At 48.1% G+C, this 18,733-nt stretch carries 12 protein-coding genes; 7 read left to right on the top strand and 5 right to left on the bottom strand.

Features of this window, described 5'->3' with window-relative positions; all coding sequences use genetic code 11:
* Positions 1 to 313: 313 nt before the first annotated feature.
* The 5 genes from J7619_RS14305 (at position 314) to J7619_RS14285 (ending at position 14,482) form a co-directional block, all read left to right on the top strand.
* Positions 314 to 3,547, top strand: coding sequence for a TonB-dependent receptor (locus J7619_RS14305; protein WP_291199338.1), 3,234 nt, complete (start codon positions 314 to 316; stop codon positions 3,545 to 3,547).
* A gap of 51 nt (positions 3,548 to 3,598) precedes the next feature.
* Positions 3,599 to 5,338 carry a RagB/SusD family nutrient uptake outer membrane protein gene (locus J7619_RS14300; protein ID WP_291199336.1) on the top strand — a complete coding sequence of 580 codons (1,740 nt, stop codon included), beginning with the start codon at positions 3,599 to 3,601 and terminating at the stop codon, positions 5,336 to 5,338.
* Between the two features lie 103 nt (positions 5,339 to 5,441).
* A complete protein-coding gene (locus J7619_RS14295; RefSeq protein WP_291199334.1) occupies positions 5,442 to 8,993 on the top strand; it encodes a VCBS repeat-containing protein in 3,552 nt (1,183 codons plus the stop codon).
* Between the two features lie 483 nt (positions 8,994 to 9,476).
* Positions 9,477 to 12,665 (top strand): TonB-dependent receptor, encoded by a 3,189-nt coding sequence (locus tag J7619_RS14290; protein ID WP_291199332.1) that lies wholly within the window; start codon positions 9,477 to 9,479, stop codon positions 12,663 to 12,665.
* 38 nt (positions 12,666 to 12,703) lie between these two features.
* Positions 12,704 to 14,482 (top strand): RagB/SusD family nutrient uptake outer membrane protein, encoded by a 1,779-nt coding sequence (locus J7619_RS14285; protein ID WP_291199330.1) that lies wholly within the window; start codon positions 12,704 to 12,706, stop codon positions 14,480 to 14,482.
* 99 nt (positions 14,483 to 14,581) lie between these two features.
* Here the strand turns inward: J7619_RS14285 and J7619_RS14280 are convergent, their stop codons facing one another.
* From J7619_RS14280 to J7619_RS14265, 4 genes are all read right to left on the bottom strand, one after another.
* Positions 14,582 to 14,986: an Hsp20/alpha crystallin family protein gene (locus tag J7619_RS14280; protein ID WP_291199328.1), complete on the bottom strand. Its 405-nt coding sequence runs from the start codon at positions 14,984 to 14,986 to the stop codon at positions 14,582 to 14,584.
* 33 nt (positions 14,987 to 15,019) lie between these two features.
* On the bottom strand, positions 15,020 to 15,277 hold the full coding sequence (locus J7619_RS14275) for a hypothetical protein (RefSeq protein WP_291199326.1): 258 nt from the start codon (positions 15,275 to 15,277) through the stop codon (positions 15,020 to 15,022).
* Between the two features lie 122 nt (positions 15,278 to 15,399).
* The gene (locus J7619_RS14270; protein WP_291199324.1) at positions 15,400 to 15,783 is read right to left on the bottom strand and encodes a hypothetical protein; all 384 of its coding nucleotides are present in this window, start codon (positions 15,781 to 15,783) and stop codon (positions 15,400 to 15,402) included.
* 11 nt (positions 15,784 to 15,794) lie between these two features.
* Entirely contained in the window at positions 15,795 to 16,343 is a 549-nt protein-coding gene (locus J7619_RS14265) for an RNA polymerase sigma factor (RefSeq protein ID WP_291199322.1), read from the bottom strand.
* Positions 16,344 to 16,800: 457 nt separating this feature from the next.
* On the opposite strand from J7619_RS14265, the gene J7619_RS14260 reads away from it, so the two are divergent.
* Positions 16,801 to 17,166: a hypothetical protein gene (locus J7619_RS14260; RefSeq protein WP_291199320.1), complete on the top strand. Its 366-nt coding sequence runs from the start codon at positions 16,801 to 16,803 to the stop codon at positions 17,164 to 17,166.
* Between the two features lie 72 nt (positions 17,167 to 17,238).
* Here J7619_RS14260 and J7619_RS14255 read toward each other — a convergent pair whose 3' ends face one another.
* Positions 17,239 to 18,273 (bottom strand): Gfo/Idh/MocA family oxidoreductase, encoded by a 1,035-nt coding sequence (locus J7619_RS14255; protein WP_291199318.1) that lies wholly within the window; start codon positions 18,271 to 18,273, stop codon positions 17,239 to 17,241.
* A 132-nt stretch (positions 18,274 to 18,405) separates the two neighbouring features.
* Between J7619_RS14255 and J7619_RS14250 the strand changes: the two genes are divergently transcribed.
* Positions 18,406 to 18,609 carry a hypothetical protein gene (locus tag J7619_RS14250; protein WP_291199316.1) on the top strand — a complete coding sequence of 68 codons (204 nt, stop codon included), beginning with the start codon at positions 18,406 to 18,408 and terminating at the stop codon, positions 18,607 to 18,609.
* Positions 18,610 to 18,733: the final 124 nt, after the last annotated feature.

Raw genomic sequence — 18,733 nt, 5'->3', positions numbered from 1 at the left:
TGGCCGGGTTACTCACCATTTTGTGAGTGAATGCAGCGACATGGTAAAAAACACAGTTGCTGGTTGTCCATTTGTCACTCATTTTTTATATCGATAGGGTAATATCGTATAATTTATCGCTACTTAAACGATTAAAGAGAATTTTTTAGTGTCAAAATCACAAGTGTCCAATAGTGACATGATATGACATTTTTTTAGCCATTTATGGTACTATTCTGTCAAAAAATAAAATCAAGGCTCTTATATGTATAAATATTTGATTAAATAATTATAAATTTGGTTTGCCTAATAATTTATTAACCTAACTAGGAATATGAAAATAATCTACAAAAGTCCCGGTCGGGATTTATTCACTTTCCTCCTCCTTTTTCTGACTGTTTTTTCAGCTATTGCACAGGATCGGAGAGTGACTGGCGTTGTGTCAGATCCCGCGGGCACAGGAATTCCCGGAGCTACCATTCTGATAAAAGGTACGCAGCTCGGGTCGAACACAGATGCGGAAGGGCGTTTTGCAGTAAATGTCAGATCAGACAAAGACGTGCTTGTCATTAGCTTTGTCGGCTACAAAACGAAAGAAATCACCGTAGGAAATCAGACGGTGGTCGATGTGAAAATGGAAGACGACGTAGCGGCATTGGAAGAAGTGGTGGTGACCGGTTATACGACCGATAAGCGCCGTGAAACTTCCGGTTCGGTAGCGCTCGTAAAAGCGAAAGATTTGACGGCCGTTCCGTCCGGTAACGTGGAGCAGCAGTTGCAGGGCCGCGTGGCGGGGGTAACGGTGATTACCAATGGTCAGCCTGGTACCAACAGCCAGATCCGCGTCCGCGGTTTCGGTTCTTTTGAAGCCAACGAACCATTGTACATTGTGGACGGGGTGCCAGTGGGTTCAACAGACTTCCTCAATCCGGACGACATCGATCAGACTACCGTATTGAAGGATGCTGCCGCAGCATCTATTTATGGAGCGCGGGCCGCGGCGGGTGTGGTCGTCTATACCACCAAGAAAGGTACCCGCAACAGAAAGTTGAGCGTTACTTATGACGGTCTGGTCGGTTTTACGACCCCGGGCAGTGGTCAGAAAATGATGAATCCGACTGATTTTGCGGACTGGACCTGGAATGCATTCCGGAATTCGGGCTGGAAACCAGGCGATAAAAACTGGACGCACCCCCAATTTGGTACCGGCGCCACACCTGTAATTCCCGACTACCTGATGGTGGGCGGAACGTACGGTGTTACCGGCAACGTGGATCTGGCAGCAGAACGTAAAAAATACAATGTCGATCCTACGGCAGGAACGGTTTATCAGGTGGTAAGGGCAAACCGCGCTGGTACCGACTGGTATGATGCGATTACCCGTACAGCACCGGTTACCCGGCACTCGCTGGGCTTCTCCGGCGGTGGCGAAAACGGGCGCTACTTTGTAGGTCTGGGCTTGCAGGATCAGAAAGGTATTTTGTTAAATAACAGCTTCAAACGGTACACTTTCCGTGTGAATACCGAGTTTAATATCCTTAAAAACCTGAGATTCGGTGAGAACATTCAGGGAACATACCGTCAGGTACTGGGTATTGGCGGAGCAAACAACGGCCAGGGCGTAGCAAACGACGAGAATGATATCCTGAGCGCTTTCCGTATGCCTTCGATTATCCCCGTTTACGACGAATTCGGCGGTTATGCGGGAACGGCGGCAAAAGGTTTCAACAACCCGAGAAACCCGGTAGCTACCAGAGATGGTATGAAAAACAACAATGCTTTCAATGCGAATGGCTTTGGTAACATTTACCTCGAGTTCGATCCGATTGAAAACCTGACGTTACGTTCAAGCCTGGGTGGCCAGTACAACAACTATACCTACTGGAACTATTCACGCCGCCAGTACGAAAACTCTGAAAACAACTCGGCAGTGGGCTACGGCGAAGGTTCGGGATACCGCTTTGCATGGACCTTGACCAACACTGCGCAATACCGCAAGACATTCGGCTTGCATAATGTGGACGTTTTGGTAGGTCAGGAAGCATTGAATACCGGCGTGAGCCGCGATTTGCAGGCTTCGGGTCTGAACCCATTCTCGAACGACATTAATTATGTAAACATGTCGAACGTGTCGTCGAAGGTTACGAACAGCCAGCTTAGCAATGGTGTGACGTTCTACTCGCTCTTCGGCCGTGTGAACTATATATTCAACGACCGGTATATCGTTTCCGGAGTTTTGCGTCGGGATGGTTCATCACGCTTCGGTGCTGCTAATCGCTACGGGGTATTCCCGGCGGTGTCGGTGGCATGGCGCGTTACTTCCGAGAATTTCATGAAGGGGGTAACTTTCCTGAGCGACCTCAAAATTCGCGGAGGTTACGGTACAATGGGTAACTCCAATGCCGTGCGGCCTGATAACCAGTACAGCCTCTATTCGGCAGGGATCGGAACATCCGCATATGACATTACCGGTTCCAACACCAGCGCAGCCGAAGGATACTACCGCAGCAAATTGGGTAATGCAGATGCTAAATGGGAAACCAGCGTAACCAAAAACATCGGTTTTGATGCGACATTCTTCAATGGCAAGCTGGACGTGATCCTCGATTTGTGGCAAAAAGATTCCAAAGACTTGCTATTCCAGAAAGGAGTGCCGGCTGTGGTAGGCTCTGGCGCAACGCCTCCATATGTGAATGCGGGAACGATTACTAATAAGGGTATCGACTTCCAGATCATCACAAAAGGCAAAGCTGGCGGCAAGCTCGGCTATGAACTGAACGTAACCGGTAGCGTGCTCAAAAACGAGATCGGCGATCTTGGCGGTGACAAATATCTGGCGGGTATCAACCCCGGTTATCGCGGTCTGCAACCCATCCGTAACCAGCTCGGCTATTCGCTTTCAGCATTCTATGGCTATAATGTACTCGGCTTGTTCCAGACTCAGGAAGAAGTGGACCGTGCACCGGCACAAGATGGAAAAGGCATTGGCCGCTTCCGTTATGAGGATATCAATGGCGATAACGTAATCAATGCCGATGACCGCAAGTACCTGGGTAGCCCGGTTCCGAAATTCACGGGTGGTTTGAACCTGAAATTGACCTACATGAACTTCGAGGTTGAAACTTACATGTACACGTCTGTTGGTAACAAGATTTTCAATGCTTCAAAATGGTTTACCGATTTCTATCCTTCGTTTGCCGGCGCGGCAATCAGCGAAAGGGTGAAGGATTCCTGGTCGCCAACGAACACAGGTGCTACTATTCCTATTTTCGAAAGTGCTTCGAACTTCAGTACCAATACGCAAGCCAACTCTTTCTACGTGGAAAATGGCAACTATGTGAGAATGCAGAATATTTCGCTGGGCTATAACCTGCCCAAGACTTTGCTGGCCAAGCTGAAAATGCAGAAACTGAGACTCTACGCCTCAGCCAATAACATTTTCACAATCTCCAAATACCAGGGACTCGACCCCGGTGTTGGTGGTAACGCGGACACGCAATTCGGGATCGATGTGGGTAACTATCCTGTAACAAGAAGCTGGGTTTTCGGTGTAAACCTTGGTTTCTAATTATTCAACAGGCTGTTTCTACATGGAATGAATCATTAATATTCTGAATCGATGAAAAAGATATTGACAAATAGTATGGTGATTATCGCCGGCGTTATGACGGTGTTTTTCTCCTGCAAAGAGAGTTTTCTGGAAAAGCCGGCCACAGGTGCGGTGAGTGAAGGGCTTCTTACCTCTACAAAAGGACTTGAAGGAGCGCTCATCGCCGTTTATGGGCAAATTAACGGCAAGGGTGCGGGCGGCCGGATGGCCAGTCCGAGCAACTGGGTTTGGGGAAGTATCCGGGGAGGCGATGCCAATAAAGGTACCGACCCTGGTGATTATAGTGACATTAACCCGATCCAGCGCTATGAATACCTCACTACACAAGGGGTTATCTCTGAAAAATGGCAAGGCAACTACGAAGGTATTTCTCGTGCGAACGCTGTATTACGCCTTATAGCCAAGGCTGATCCGGATGTTACCGATGCTACCAAGACACGGATCACCGCAGAGGCCCGCTTTTTGCGCGGACATTATTACTTCGAACTGAAAAAGGCATTTGGCAATACACCTTATGTAGACGAGTCGGTTGACTATGGAACCGGGATCGAAAAGGTGAAAAATGATGCGGATCTCTGGCCTAAGATCGAGGCGGATTTCAAATTTGCATTCGATAATCTGCCGGTAAGCCAGGACGCGGTGGGCCGTGCCAACAAATGGGCAGCGGCTTCTTACCTTGCCAAAGCGTATCTCTATCAGAAAAAATTCCCTGAGGCTAAAACGCTTTTTGATCAGATCATTGCCAACGGGCAGACAACCAATGGCAAGAAATACGCTTTGGTACCTAAGTATGCCGACGTATTCCGTGCTTCGAACGACAACAACTCGGAATCCGTTTTCGCGGTACAGGCAGCGGCCAACACAGGTAGCGTGAACAATGCGAACCCTGAGTTTGACCTCAACTGGCCTTACAACACCGGTGCGAATGGCCCGGGTAACTGCTGCGGTTTTTTCCAGCCGAGCTTCGAAATGGTCAACTCTCACCGTACCGATGCGAACGGCTTGCCGCTTCTCGATGGCTCGTATAACTCGGAAAAGAACGCCGTGGTATCGGATATGGGCTTGCTCTCCAAAGCGCCATTCACCCCTGATGCTGGCAACCTCGATCCACGGCTCGATCACTCGGTAGGGCGCCGCGGTATTCCGTTCCTCGACTGGATCGATCACCCAGGCGCCGACTGGATCCGTAACCAGGCCAATGGTGGTCCGTACAGCCCCAAAAAGTATGCCTATTACAAAACCGACGTAGGTTCTTTGCAGGATAACAGCTCATGGACTCCCGGTTACACGGCGATCAACTACACCGTGATTCGCTTTGCCGACGTGCTCCTGATGGCCGCAGAGGCGGAGATCGAAGCCGGTACGCTTGAAAAGGCAAGAGAATATGTCAACATGGTACGTACTCGTGCTGCTAACCCCGACGGCTTTGTGAAAAAGGGAGGTGCTCCGGCAGCGAAATATGTGATCGGAACTTATAAGACTGCATGGACCGACAAGGATGCGGCCCGCGCCGCCGTCCGGTTTGAAAGAAAACTGGAACTGAACCTGGAAGGCCACCGCTTCTTCGATCTCGTACGTTGGGGAATCGCCGATAAGGAGTTGAATGCCTACCTGACTTTCGAATCGAAGCAACTCACAGGTGCGTTGGGCAACGCGAAGTTTGCGACTAAATATGAATTACTTCCGATACCACAGAGCCAGATCGACCTTCAGGGCGCAGACGTCCTTAAACAAAACCCTGGTTTCTAAGCATTTCAAACCTGACTAATTTATAGGAGATGGTATGTATTTACCATCTCCTTTTGTTAATTTCGAGATATCCTGATTCTGTCAACTTTATCGCACCTGGCAAATGCTTTTTAAGCGCTTACTCCCTGTTTTGGTGGGCACGGTCCTGCTTATATCCTGCAAAAAAGAACTCAAAACTTTTACCGAACTGCCCGCTGATGAAACAGGCATCCGGTTTGCGAACCGTATTGCCGAAAACGATACAATGAATATTCTGGCGTTCGAATATGTCTACAATGGCGGAGGAGTAGCGTTGGGTGACTTTAACAACGATAGCCTGACCGACGTGTATTTTACTGGTAACACGGCATCAAACAAATTGTATTTAAACAAAGGTGACTTCAAATTCGAGGATGTTACCGAAAAGGCAGGAGTCGCCCCGCAGAACAAATGGTCGACCGGTGTGGCTTTGGTGGATATTAACAATGATAACTTACTGGATATTTACGTGTGCGCCTCGGTGCGTGAAGTGGCGCAGCAGCGCGAGAACCTGCTGTATGTCAATCAGGGCTTAGGGAAAGACAAGGTACCGGTTTTCAAGGAAATGGCTAAGGAGTACGGGATCGCCGATACGACGCATACGACAAATGCAGCCTTCTTCGATTATGACAATGATGGCGACCTGGATTTGTTTCTGATCGTCAATGAAATGGATGACAACAACTTCCCCAACAAGTATCACAAAAAAATCGTCGACGGCTCGTCGCCGCGTACTGACCGGCTATACCGAAACGACTGGGATGCGAAATCGAATCATCCGGTTTTTACGAACGTGTCCAAAGAAGCGGGTATTTTGATCGAGGGTTACAGCCTGGGTATCAATGTGACGGACGTGAACCAGGACGGTTGGAAGGATGTGTATATTACGAACGACTACCTGACGAACGACCTTCTCTACATCAATAACGGCAATGGTACTTTCACAGATCAAGCCGCAAATTACTTCAAGCATACCTCGCATTCGGCGATGGGTAATGACGTAGCCGATCTTAATAACGACGGCTTAGTGGATGTGGTGGCGGTGGATATGATGCCGGCGACCAACCGGCGCAAAAAAATGATGACACCGGCAAACAGCTACGTAACCTGGCAGAACAACGATCTTTTCGGTTATCAGTATCAGGTAGCCAGAAATACACTGCAGCTCAATATGGGAAGCCCTTCGGGAAAAGGTAAATCTCCGGTTTTCAGTGAAATAGGCTTGCTGAGCGGTGTTGCTGAGACAGATTGGAGCTGGACGCCAATGGTTACGGACTTTGACAATGATGGCCTCCGCGATATTATTATTACAAATGGCTTTCCAAGAGACATCACCGATCTCGATTTCATTGCTTACCGCAACGAGGTGTCGAGCATTATGGCCCCGATGATGATGCTGGATTATATTCCGAGTGTCAGGATCCGGAATTTTGCATTCAAAAACAAAGGCAATCTCGGCTTCGAGGACGTGACCAACGACTGGGGGATCGAAACGCCCGGGTTCTCGAATGGAGCGGCATACGCCGATCTGGATAATGACGGCGACCTGGATTACATCGTCAATAATATCAATGACTCCGCGATGGTTTATCGCAACAACAGTATTCAGTTAAAGCCGGAAGAAAGCAATTATCTGCGCATTGCGTTTAAAGGAGACCGTTATAATGGGGCGGGGATTGGTGCTATTGCGGAGATCTCTTACGGAGAGGGAAAAAAGCAGGTGGCGGAAAACTCACCCTATCGGGGCTATTTGTCGACTGTCGAGCCGTTTTTGCATTTCGGGCTGGGAAAAGAAAAGGCCGTGCAGGAAGTAAAAATCACCTGGCCGGGAGGAAAAAGTCAGGTTTTGAAAAATATCAAAGCAAACCAGTTGCTCGTCGTTCGGGAAAAAGATGCGGTGCTGACGCCGGTACCAGTGGAAATGGCAGTGACGCCGCTTTTTACCGATGTTACAGGTGATTTGAATGTGCCTTACCGGCATGAGGAAATGGATATTATCGATTTTAATGTTCAAAAATTATTGCCGCATAAAATGTCACAGTACGGGCCAGCGCTTGCGGTAGGGGATGTAAACGGAGATGGGTTGGAGGACGTATTTGTTGGCGGGGCTTACCTGCATAAGGGACGTTTTTTACTCCAAAAGCCCGATGGTAAATTCACGGTTGCAGATCTGCTGCCCGGACCGGAAGGTTTTGAGAAAACATCAGAGGATATGGGCGTATTGCTCTTTGATGCTGACCGGGATCAGGACCTGGATTTGTATATCGTAAGCGGCAGTTACGAGATCAAGGAAGGCTCGGATGCATTGAAGAATGCGTTGTATCTCAATGACGGGAAAGGGCATTTTACACGTGATGCCGCTGCATTGCCCGGATTTTTGGTGAATGGTTCGTGTGTAAAAGCCGTTGATTTCGATCGCGACGGCGATCTGGATTTGTTTGTCGGAGGGCGGGTCGAATCCGGGAAATACCCGAAGCCGGTTTCAAGTTACGTGCTGCGCAATGATTCTAACGGCACTACGGTACGCTTTTCGAATGTCACAGCTGCGGTTGCGCCCGAGTTGGCAGGTATCGGGCTGGTTTGCGATGCGCTTTGGACTGATTATGACAACGATGGCTGGGCGGATCTGCTGCTGGCCGGCGAATGGATGCCTTTGACTTTCCTTAAAAATGAAAAGGGTAAATTCAAGAAGATTACCACCGGGCTTGAAGCGCAAAAAGGGTGGTGGGGGAGCCTTGCAGCAGGCGATTTCGATAACGATGGCGACATGGATTATATAGGCGGAAACCTGGGGATGAATACGCTTAGCCGGGCATCGGAAAGCCATCCCGTGAGCGTGTACGCGAAGGATTTTAACAACGACGGCTACTTCGATGCGATTCCGACCGTGTTTTACAAGGCGCAGGATGATACTTACAAGGAGTTTCCATACAACACACGCGACGACATGGGTAAGCAGGTGATCCAGGTGCGGCAACGCTTCCAGGAGTACGGAAAGTTTGCGGAATCGCAGTTGCCGGATATTTTGAAACCGGAGGAGTTGAAAGACGCATTGCATTTGTCGGCTACCTGGATGAAAAGCAGCTATATCGAGAATTTGGGCGGTGGAAAGTTTGCGTTGCGTGAACTGCCTGTTCAGGCGCAATTCGCCCCGCTTTTCGGGATGATAGCAGAGGACTTCGATCAGGATGGAAACCTCGATCTGATGCTTTCAGGAAACGATTACGGCTCCGAGGTGTCGGTGGGACGCTACGATGCGATGTATGGTCTTGTGCTCAAAGGTGACGGTAAGGGCGGTTTTCGTCCACTCAGTATTTCCGAAAGTGGTTATATGGCGGGTGGTAATATGAAGGGGCTCGTGCGTGTCGCTTCGGCGGGGGGGAACTGGCTTTCAGTTACCTCTCAGAATCGCGACTTGTTGCGTTTCCACAGAGCTGCCAAGCCGGCCCGGAAAATAGGATTAGCTGCTGGCGAGACATCCGCACTGTTACATTTGAAAAATGGAAAATCGAGGCGGGAGGAACCGGGTTACGGGTCGTCGTTTTTGTCGCAATCCAGTCATGCATTGTTCTTGCCAGACTACGTATCAACAGTAACCGTTACAGACTCGAAAGGGAACAAGAGGGAGTTGAAATAGCTCGACGTCCGAATTGTTTGTGTTATAGTACTTTGCCGCTGTGAACATCACAGTGGCTTTTTTTATTGAAATATAAATTTTCTCATTTGATGTTAATTTCGGATAATTTAAAATATGAATATTTAAGTTAATTATATAAAATTATTTGAGTTTCACTTCCAAATACGTCGGTAAGCCTTTTCCGGATATTTTATCTTTTCTGATCCTACGCTAAATCTTTCATTTGTAACCATTATTTTACTATAAATCATTGATTTTGTGTCAATTGTGCAATTGACACTTATTTATATTGACATTAAAATTAGATTAAAATGCATCCTGTTTGGCCTTATATTCTTGGAAAAAGTCAATTCTGGTCGATGTATTGAAGTGGAATAGTTCAATTCTGTATTAGATTGAATATATTTTGTAGATATTAGATTATTTAATGATTCTAAATGAATATTTTTGAATAGCATAATTATATTAACCTGACTAAATACGATGAAACAAAACTACCTTCACCTGGGAAGCAGGCTGGTTTTTTGCATGCTTCTTTTTCTCATCTCCCTAACAGCTTTTTCACAGGATATCACCATCACCGGCAAGGTGATGGATGAACAGTCCGGTTCGAGTTTGCCGGGAGCTTCTGTCACACTAAAAGGTTCGACGACCATTGGCGTTACCACTGACGCAGACGGTAAGTATTCCATTAAAGTGCCTTCCAGCGCGCAGGCTCTGGTTTTCTCATTTATAGGCTATACTGCCAAGGAGGTGGCGATAGGCAATCGGACCGTTATCGATGTGTCGATGACCAGTGATGTAAGTGCTCTTGAGGAAGTGATTGTGACGGGTTACGGCTCACAGTCACGTCGTGACATTACCGGTTCGGTGACGACCGTTAATGCGAAGGACCTGCAGTCTGTTCCGGCGACCACATTCGCACAGCAATTGCAAGGGCGTGCGTCAGGCCTGAACATCGTGAACGATGCGACGCCGGGTGGTAACGCAACCGTGCGTATACGGGGGTTCGGTACTATCGGGAACAACGACCCGCTGTTCATTATCGACGGCGTGCCTACCGAAAACCAGGGTAACCTCAACCCCAATGACATCGAGACGATCCAGATCCTGAAAGATGCGTCGTCGGCTTCCATTTATGGTTCGCGTGCGGCAAACGGGGTCGTGATCATCACGACCAAGCGCGGTAAGATTGGCAAGCCGGTGATTTCCTTCAATGCATATTATGGAACACAAAAAGCTTACAAAGATGTAGAAGCGCTGAATGCCAAAGAACTAGGGCAATACCTTTATCTGGCAGACAAGTACGCGGGCAAAACGCCATCGCATGGGCAATATACCTACGGTCCGAATGGCGAGGTTACGTTGCCGGATTATGTATTTCCAAGTAAAGGCAAAGAGGGTACACCGGATGTGGATCCGGCAAAATACTCGCTCGTGCCTGGTAATATATATGCCATCACCAAGGCGGCAGATACCAACTGGTGGAAAGAATTGACCACCACAGCACCCATTCAAAATTACCAGCTGTCGGCAACCGGCGGTACGGAGAATAGCCGTTACGCATTGTCCGTAGGCTATTTTAGTCAGGACGGTGTTGTGAAGTTCATCGGCTATGACCGCTACACGGTGCGAGCTAACACCGAATTCTCGACAGCCAACAAGCGTTTCCGCGTAGGAGAGAACCTTGCGGTATCGTTTGACAACAGAAAAGGGGGGTTTGGTAATAACCAGGAACAAAATGCGGTATCGGGTAGCTATAAGCACCACCCGTTGCTACCTATCTACGACATCAAAGGTAATTTCGCCGGTTCCCGCGGTTTGAACCTTGGAAATAACTCCAACCCATACGCGACACTGTATCGCGAAAAAGACAACCGCACTTACCGCTTGCGTGCATTCGGTAACGTTTACGGGGAGTTCGACATCATTCCAAACCTGACTGTTAAAACGAGCTTGGGTATCGATGGTGTTAGCCAGCGTGGACGTTATATCGGTCGCGCCAACCCTGAATACGTGGAAGGTAGCTTCAACAATGGTTCGACAGCCACCGATTACTACTCCTATCAATGGGTTTGGACGAACACACTGAGCTACTCCCACAATTTTGGTACTAACCACAAAGTAGACGCGTACATAGGGGTTGAGGCTATCCGTGAATTTGCAGAAGAGTTCGGAGCCTCTCGCTCAGGTTATGCATTTGAAATACCCTCCATTATCAACTACCTGAACCTGGGTGACGCAACGAAGGCTACCAACTATGGTGGTGTAAACCGGGATTACAGTCTCTACTCGCAATTCGGAAAGGTTAACTATGCCTTTGCTGACAAATACCTGTTCCAGTTCATCTTGCGTAATGATGCTTCCTCCCGTTTTCAGCAGGCTTCCAGAAATGCGGTATTCCCGGCATTCAGCGTTGGCTGGCGTTTGTCGGATGAAGGTTTCATGAAATCGGTAAGCTTTATTAATGACATGAAGCTTCGCTATGGTTGGGGTAAAACCGGTAACCAGAAAATCGGGGACTACAATGCTTACACCACGTACCGGGCAGATATTTTCCACGCAGGTTATCCGATCGACGGTTCAGGAAGCCAACCTACTATCGGTTATGATGCCTCTTCTTTCGGTAACCCTAATGCGAAATGGGAGACGACCACTTCCAACAACATTGGTCTCGACGCGACATTCCTGAACGACGCGTTAACACTCGAACTCGATTTCTGGAACAGGAAAACCACGGATATGCTCTTCTCGACGCCGATCACATTTACGGCCGGTGATGCCAATGCACCTTCATTCAACGTAGGCCAGATGACGAACAAAGGTATTGACCTGGGGTTATCCTACCGTAATACCGCGATGAAAGGCGATTTGCGTTATGGAGCGTCATTCAACTACTCGATGTACCGTAATACAGTCGATAAGCTCGATGAAAGCGAGAATACCAAGTACTTCGGCGCAGGCTCACGTGTACCCGCGGTGACCCTCACACAGGCGGGACTACCGATTTCGTCTTACTACGGATATAAAGTGTTGGGTATTTTCCAGTCTGACGAAGAAGCGAAAGCCTGGGCACCTTACGGCTCCTATAATAAAGCAGGTAAATTCAAAATTGCGGACATTAACAACGACGGTAAGATCACTGACGACGACCGGACCGTTATCGGTAACCCGCACCCCGATTTTGTGTATGGTGTTAACCTGAATATCGGCTACAAAGCCTTTGATCTGACGGTTTTCGGTAACGGTGTCGTAGGTAATGAGATTTTCAGTTACCTGCGCTACTTCACCGATTTCAATACGTTCCAGGGCAACCGCGCGAAACGTGCATTGTACGACGCGTGGCAGCCGGATCACAAACAAGGTACTGTACCCATTATGGATGCGGATGATCAGATCAGCAGCCGCCCGTCCAGCTATTTCGTTGAAAAAGGCACTTATTTCCGCATGAAAAACGTGCAACTCACTTACACCTTGCCCAAGCCGCTTGCCGCGAAGATCGGTTTCAGTAATGCGCAGGTGTATGTACAAGGACAAAATATGTTCACGGTTACGAAATACACCGGTCTGAACCCCGAAATCCAGACAGGTGAGGACCGTACCCTCGGCTTCGACGGTGGTTATATGCCTGTGTCGCGGACGTTCCTGCTCGGTCTTAACGTGTCATTCTGATAACCCGTTTTTCTTCTGATCTTAAAAATTCGATATATATGAATTCAAGACTTGTAAAATACATGCTATCGGTGGGTCTGGCAATCGGGATTGTCTCGGCTTGTAAAGACTCATTCCTGAGCCGCGATCCACAAGGGCAATATAGCCCGACGGCCCTTAAAACCCCTTCTGGTGTGGAAGGCTTGCTTGTGGGAGCCTATGCGATGGTTGACGGGCAGGGCCTCGACGGCCAGGATCCGTGGAACAACGACATTCAAAGCTGGGTTTTTGGTGGAATTGCTTCGGATGATTCGTACAAGGGTACCGACGCGGGTGACCAGCCCGAAGAATCGTTTATTGAAAAATGGGACTTCCAGCCTACCAACAACCACATCAAAAATAAGTGGCGCGGATTGTACAAAGGCATCGCCCGTACCAACGACGTGATCAACACACTGGCGGAAGTACCGGAGGTAAGTGACACACGTAGAAAGCAGATTATCGCCGAAGCACGTTTCCTGCGGGGGTTGTTTCACTTCGAGGCGAAGAAAATGTGGAAAACGATCCCGTACATCGACGAGACGATTTATAAACTCGACGATCTCGAAAGCACGAAAGTTCCGAACGATAAAGACGTTTGGCCGATGATCGAGGCGGATTTTAAAGCTGCATCCGAAGGCCTGCCGGAAGCTCAGTCTCAGGTAGGTCGCCCGACCAAATGGGCGGCACTGGCTTTTCTGGCCAAGACTTACATGTATCAGGGTTGGAATATCTCTACCGGCGCGGCTAATGTGGCTGTTTTGCAAAAAGCGAAGCCTATTTTGGAACAGATCATCGCATCGGGCAAGTTTTCGCTGGCGCCCAAGTTTGAGGATAACTTCCTGATCGCGACCCGTAACAATGTGGAATCGATCTTTGAGATCCAGTATGCAGTTTCAAGTGCTTCAGGCGATGCTGCCGATGCGGGCGTAGGTTTGGCCCACCCTTACATTGACCCGTGGGGATGCTGTGGATTTTACCAGCCTTCGCAAAACCTTGTGAATGCATTTAAGACCACAGCGGCAGGACTGCCTATGCTGGATAATTTCAATGACAGCGACGTGAAAAACGACCAGGGTTTGAAATACACCGATCCGTTTGAACCCTACACAGGAACACTCGATCCGCGTTTGGATCAGACAGTTGGGCGCAGAGGAATTCTTTTTAAAGATTTCAAAATTCATGGGAGTGATTTCATCCGTGACCAGACTTATGCAGGTCCTTATTCACCGAAAAAGCATATTTCTGAAAAGGCAGGCTTTGGTATCAACGGCTGGGGTAACCTTTCGAGCAACAACTATCGCATCATGCGTTACGGTATGATCCTGCTTTGGCTTGCAGAATGCGAGGTAGAATTGGGTAACCTCGAAAGCGCGCGTAAACTGGTAAACCAGATCCGTACAAGGGCAATGAATCCGGCCGGTTTCGTGAAAAAAGCAGTACAAGGACCTAAATCCAGAGATGATTATTCAGTTCTCAATGAGCCGGCTGCAAACTACGTGATTAAAACTTACGACCAGGCATGGACCGACGCTGCTACCGCCCGCAAAGCAGTCCGTTTCGAAACCCGCCTTGAATTCGCAATGGAAGGTCACCGTTTCTTCGATTTGCAACGCTGGGGAATTGCGGCGGAGGTACTGAATGCTTACGTGGCGGTCGAAGCGAATAAAAGAGTTTACAAAAAGGGTGCGATATTTACCAAAGGTAAGAATGAGTTTTTCCCGATTCCACAGGAGGCGATCGACCGGTCGTACAAGGCGGGAGCGGCTACGCTCACACAGGATCCTGCGTATAAATGATTTTGGTTAGTTAAAACCAGTATTTGTTAAGCGTTTGTAATCAGAAAAGCCCCTGCGAAGATGCAGGGGCTTTCTTAGTTGATGAAGGTTTTGAAATCGCTAGCTTACATTGATTTCCTGGGCAGGCTTCTCTGAGCCTGGTACGATCGGCAGTGTCAGTTGCAGGATACCATTGTTGTATTGAGCGCTGATGTTCTCCGTATCGACGGTGCTGTCGATCATGAATGTCCGCTGGAACGAGCTTTTGCTAAACTCCTGTCTTATCCAGTTACGCTTTTCGCTTAGATTGTCTTTCAATTCATAGGAAATGGTCAGTTCCAGCCCCTGCACGTTGATTTTGAAATCCTCCTTGTTCCGATCGGGTGCGAAGATGAGCATTTCATAACTGCCCTCGTTTCTGACAATGTTCACAGGCACGCGGAACTCGCGCTGCGGACCAAAATGCCTGCCATAATGGTCGTGGCGCATTCCAAAGCCACGACGTCCGAATCTGTTATCACACATGGTATTTGATTGTTTGTTGGATGAATTATTGTTTTAAACTTTTTGAGGCATCGGGCCGAAGGGATCGGCCAGGTATTCCCGCTGAGGGCCACCGAAGTCGGCGTTGGGGTAGCCATAGAAACCTGAATGATAATGGCGCCACCTGCGGTAACGTCTTCTTGCTATAAACCTGAAAATCAATCCGAAGAACAGGAAGAAGAATATTGCTTTGAAGATCAGGAATGGCAGAGCAAAAAGGAACAATCCTGCCAGGACCGCTGCCCCTATTGATTTTAGAATGACGATGAACATGATCTTGTCTGTTTACGATGAATAATTGTGCGCCACTTGCGCCTTCATCTATGCAGACGGGTAACCGGAAAAATTACTTTAAAGTGTGGCAAAATAAAACCCGGCTGTCGGCCGGGTTTTATTTACATATTCTCTGGCGGTTTCCTCCATCGGTTACGCATTTCCTGACGGAAGCGTCGTCGTTCCTCGTCGGTCATTTGCATCCATTTATTCTTCCATGCCAGCATTTCCTCCCGACCGCCGCGGCCGAAGCGTCGGTTGAATTTCTGCCATTTGTGATGATGCCGGTCGTGTCCTGGTCCGCCACGAAAGCCGCCGAAGAGTATTTTGCACAAAACAAACAAACCTACTGCCTGCCAGTAACTGATCGTGTTAAAATTGGCAGCGCCGGGTAAAATGGCGTTCCAAAGCCATTGTACGACTGCTCCGAGACCCAGGGCTGCGATCAGGATAAAAACCGGTAGCGCAAGCCGAAATCTCCTACCTCTGTTTTGCGGGTTCATCATGGTCAACAAATTTAATAATTTACAAACTCCCTGTACACGCTTTCCAGCCGTTCACGAAGGTGACGGACCGCATAACGCTTACGGGAAATTAAGGTTTTGATATTCTCTCCTGTACGATCGGCGATTTCCTGGAACGTCTGGTCTTCCAGCTCATTCCAAATGAATACCTGTCGCTGGTTTTCCGGAAGTTCGTCCAGGGCAATGTTCAGTTGCTCCCAGAAAAGATCTTTCAGATAAGCGGTTTCAGGTGTATTGTCGTCAGCCAGCAGGATGTCCTTGAAATGGAACTCGCCATCTTCGTCTTCGTAGCCGAAATCTTCGAGGGATTCGGGCTTTTGTTTGCGGTACTTATCGATGATCCGGTTGCGGGCCACGCGGTAAAGCCAGCTGCTCATCTGCTCGATTGCCTCAATCTCCGGCACTGTGCTTAGCTGGTACCAAACGTCCTGCAAAATATCCTCGGCGTCCTCGTCGGTATTCACACGTTGCCGGATGAACCCGAGCAACTGCTTGCCATAGGATGTGACGGTTTGGATGATATTTGGCTTTTTCTGCGACAAACGGACTTTTAAGCTATTATAGATGGGCAGACGTGCTTGCTTCGGAAATACTTTAAGTTGGTGTCAGTTTTTTTGCCGCGAGTAGCACGAATTCAGACGCTTCGCGGAAATTCGTGCCTTCGTGGCAAAACCTAGTAGCTTGGTATACTAGTTTAATATATTAAAATAGTGCAATATGTGCCATTTGCACTATTCCAATAAAACTGGCAAATTTCAAACGACTTGCTGTACTTTTTCTAGAAACATAGTATTATTCCAATATTTATGCATCATTGAAAAAAGAACTTTGGTTCGTCTAAATCGCTCTTATTGACTTTTAATCACAATGTTGGGTACCTTTGTAATGTCCAAAGAGCAAAAACCTACAACGGATAGCCGCTCAGAGAACTTGATCAGGGAAATGCCTGAAAAGTACAAATTGGTAACATTGAATCAGACATTAAACATTAAGAATAAAATGAAAAAGACTATCTTGGCAATCGCAGTATTGGTGGGAGTATCAACTGCAAATTTTTCAATCGCTGCTGATAAAGTAAAAGAAAACAACGCTTCTATCGAGCTGGTTTCAGGTGCAGAATTGAAATTCAAATTGTCTCTTGAAAACGTAAAAGAAAGATCTTCACTGGTTATCAAAGACTACACAGGAACAATCGTTTACAGCACATCGATCCCTAAGTCTGAAAACTACACTAAGATCTTCGACCTGTCGAACCTGGCAGACGGAAATTACAGCTTCATTATCAACAATGGCAGTGAAATCTCTACAAAGCCATTCGCGATCTCGACTGAAACAAAGCGTCAGGTAACAGCAGTTATCAAATAAGTAACGACCTGCTAATAGGCAAAAAAGGCAGTCCGGATATTCCGGACTGCCTTTTGCTTTGGTATGGGGCTATTAATAAGCCATTACCTTCTTTTCATTGCTGCTTTGGAACGCCAGATCGATGACACGGCAAGTGCGCAATACTTCTTCCGGCTTCACCGCCAGTTCCGCGCCATGAACGATGGCATCGTAAACGTTCTGGTAAAAAGGCATATAGTCGCCCGCCTCACTTTCAACAATTCCCGTAAATGCCGCGCTGTACAGCTTGCCCCAGCGATCTTCGGGCTCCACGCCCCATGGCTTTTCGGTAGGCAGTACATTTTTGCGCAGCGTCTCTTCCTGCGGATCCAGACCCCCTTTTATAAATGAGCCTTTCGTACCGTGCAGGACATACCGCAAATGGTTTTCATACACCATCAGGCTCGATTTGACGATCACCGATTTGTCGGCATAGCCCAGGCGGATGTCGAAATAATCGTCGATCTCGCTGTTGGGGCGAACGATCCGGATGTCGGCGGTTACCGTTTGCGGTTCACCGAACAATACCAATGCCTGGTCGATCAAATGCGGGCCGAGGTTGTACACATTGCCGCCCACCGGTACTGCACGTTCTTTCCAGGAACCGGCCACAGCCTCGCGGTAGCGATCGTAACGGCATTCATATTCGATTATATCGCCCAACTTCCCTTCACCAAGCAGCTTTTGTATGGTCAGAAAGTCGGAATCCCAGCGACGGTTTTGATAGGCGGTCAATATCAGGCCTTTTTCTTTGGCCACTTTCACGAGCTCGCGGGCCTCTTCTTCGGTAGCTGAAAACGGCTTTTCGATCACGACGTGCTTGCCATTCTGGAGCGCATCCATTGCATACTCGTAATGCGTGTCATTAGGCGTGCATATGAAAACCAGGTCGATTTCTTCGTCGCTGAGCAACTCTTCCACCGACCGCGCATTGCCGATCGTAGGGTCAAATTCCTGCGCCTCATTTTTGGTCCTTTCGACCACCGTTTTGATCTTGAAATTGGGATTGGTACTCAGGAACGGCGAATGAAAATACCGCCCCGACAAACCGAAACCGATTAAACCGACATTGAGAATTTTTGAAGGCATAGTTTTAGATTTTGCTTTGGCACAAAGGTAACCTTCCCCGAAAAATGGGCAAGAAACCATTGCAGGATGTTTAGGATTGAAAGGGAATTAACTCGATAACATTATATTTGACTAGCATCAATACGTTTTGCCATGACAACGAAAGGAAAGAAAATTGAGATTATCAGGAAAATAGTCAGCTTGGAAAACGAGCAACTGATCGACAAGGTTGATGATTTGCTGAAAGGAGAGATTGCTACCCTCAAGGCAAGAAGACCGGGCTGGGGAAAAGGTATGATAAATGCGATCTCCGACGATTTCGATGACTTTACATCTCCCGGTTTCCTGAATGAATAACCGCCCGCCGCCTTCTTACTGGAAATCGCGTAGCGATGTAATATTGTTAGCAATATCAAATTTATATCATGCCCAATCCCGCCAGGGATGTAACAGCCACGCACAAGCAATGCATTGTAGTTGC

Origin of the sequence: Dyadobacter sp., assembly GCF_017744695.1 — a bacterium.
Lineage (GTDB): Bacteria > Bacteroidota > Bacteroidia > Cytophagales > Spirosomataceae > Dyadobacter.
This window is presented reverse-complemented; position numbering and strand designations above follow the sequence as displayed.

Bases quoted from the DNA above. Each gene is read 5' to 3' on its own strand.
- J7619_RS14270 (WP_291199324.1), bottom strand. From the start codon at position 15,783: ATGATGAACCCGCAAAACAGAGGTAGGAGATTTCGGCTTGCGCTACCG.
- J7619_RS14285 (WP_291199330.1), top strand. From the start codon at position 12,704: ATGAATTCAAGACTTGTAAAATACATGCTATCGGTGGGTCTGGCAATC.
- J7619_RS14280 (WP_291199328.1), bottom strand. From the start codon at position 14,986: ATGTGTGATAACAGATTCGGACGTCGTGGCTTTGGAATGCGCCACGAC.
- J7619_RS14305 (WP_291199338.1), top strand. From the start codon at position 314: ATGAAAATAATCTACAAAAGTCCCGGTCGGGATTTATTCACTTTCCTC.
- J7619_RS14300 (WP_291199336.1), top strand. From the start codon at position 3,599: ATGAAAAAGATATTGACAAATAGTATGGTGATTATCGCCGGCGTTATG.
- J7619_RS14295 (WP_291199334.1), top strand. From the start codon at position 5,442: ATGCTTTTTAAGCGCTTACTCCCTGTTTTGGTGGGCACGGTCCTGCTT.
- J7619_RS14275 (WP_291199326.1), bottom strand. From the start codon at position 15,277: ATGTTCATCGTCATTCTAAAATCAATAGGGGCAGCGGTCCTGGCAGGA.
- J7619_RS14250 (WP_291199316.1), top strand. From the start codon at position 18,406: ATGACAACGAAAGGAAAGAAAATTGAGATTATCAGGAAAATAGTCAGC.
- J7619_RS14255 (WP_291199318.1), bottom strand. From the start codon at position 18,273: ATGCCTTCAAAAATTCTCAATGTCGGTTTAATCGGTTTCGGTTTGTCG.
- J7619_RS14290 (WP_291199332.1), top strand. From the start codon at position 9,477: ATGAAACAAAACTACCTTCACCTGGGAAGCAGGCTGGTTTTTTGCATG.
- J7619_RS14260 (WP_291199320.1), top strand. From the start codon at position 16,801: ATGAAAAAGACTATCTTGGCAATCGCAGTATTGGTGGGAGTATCAACT.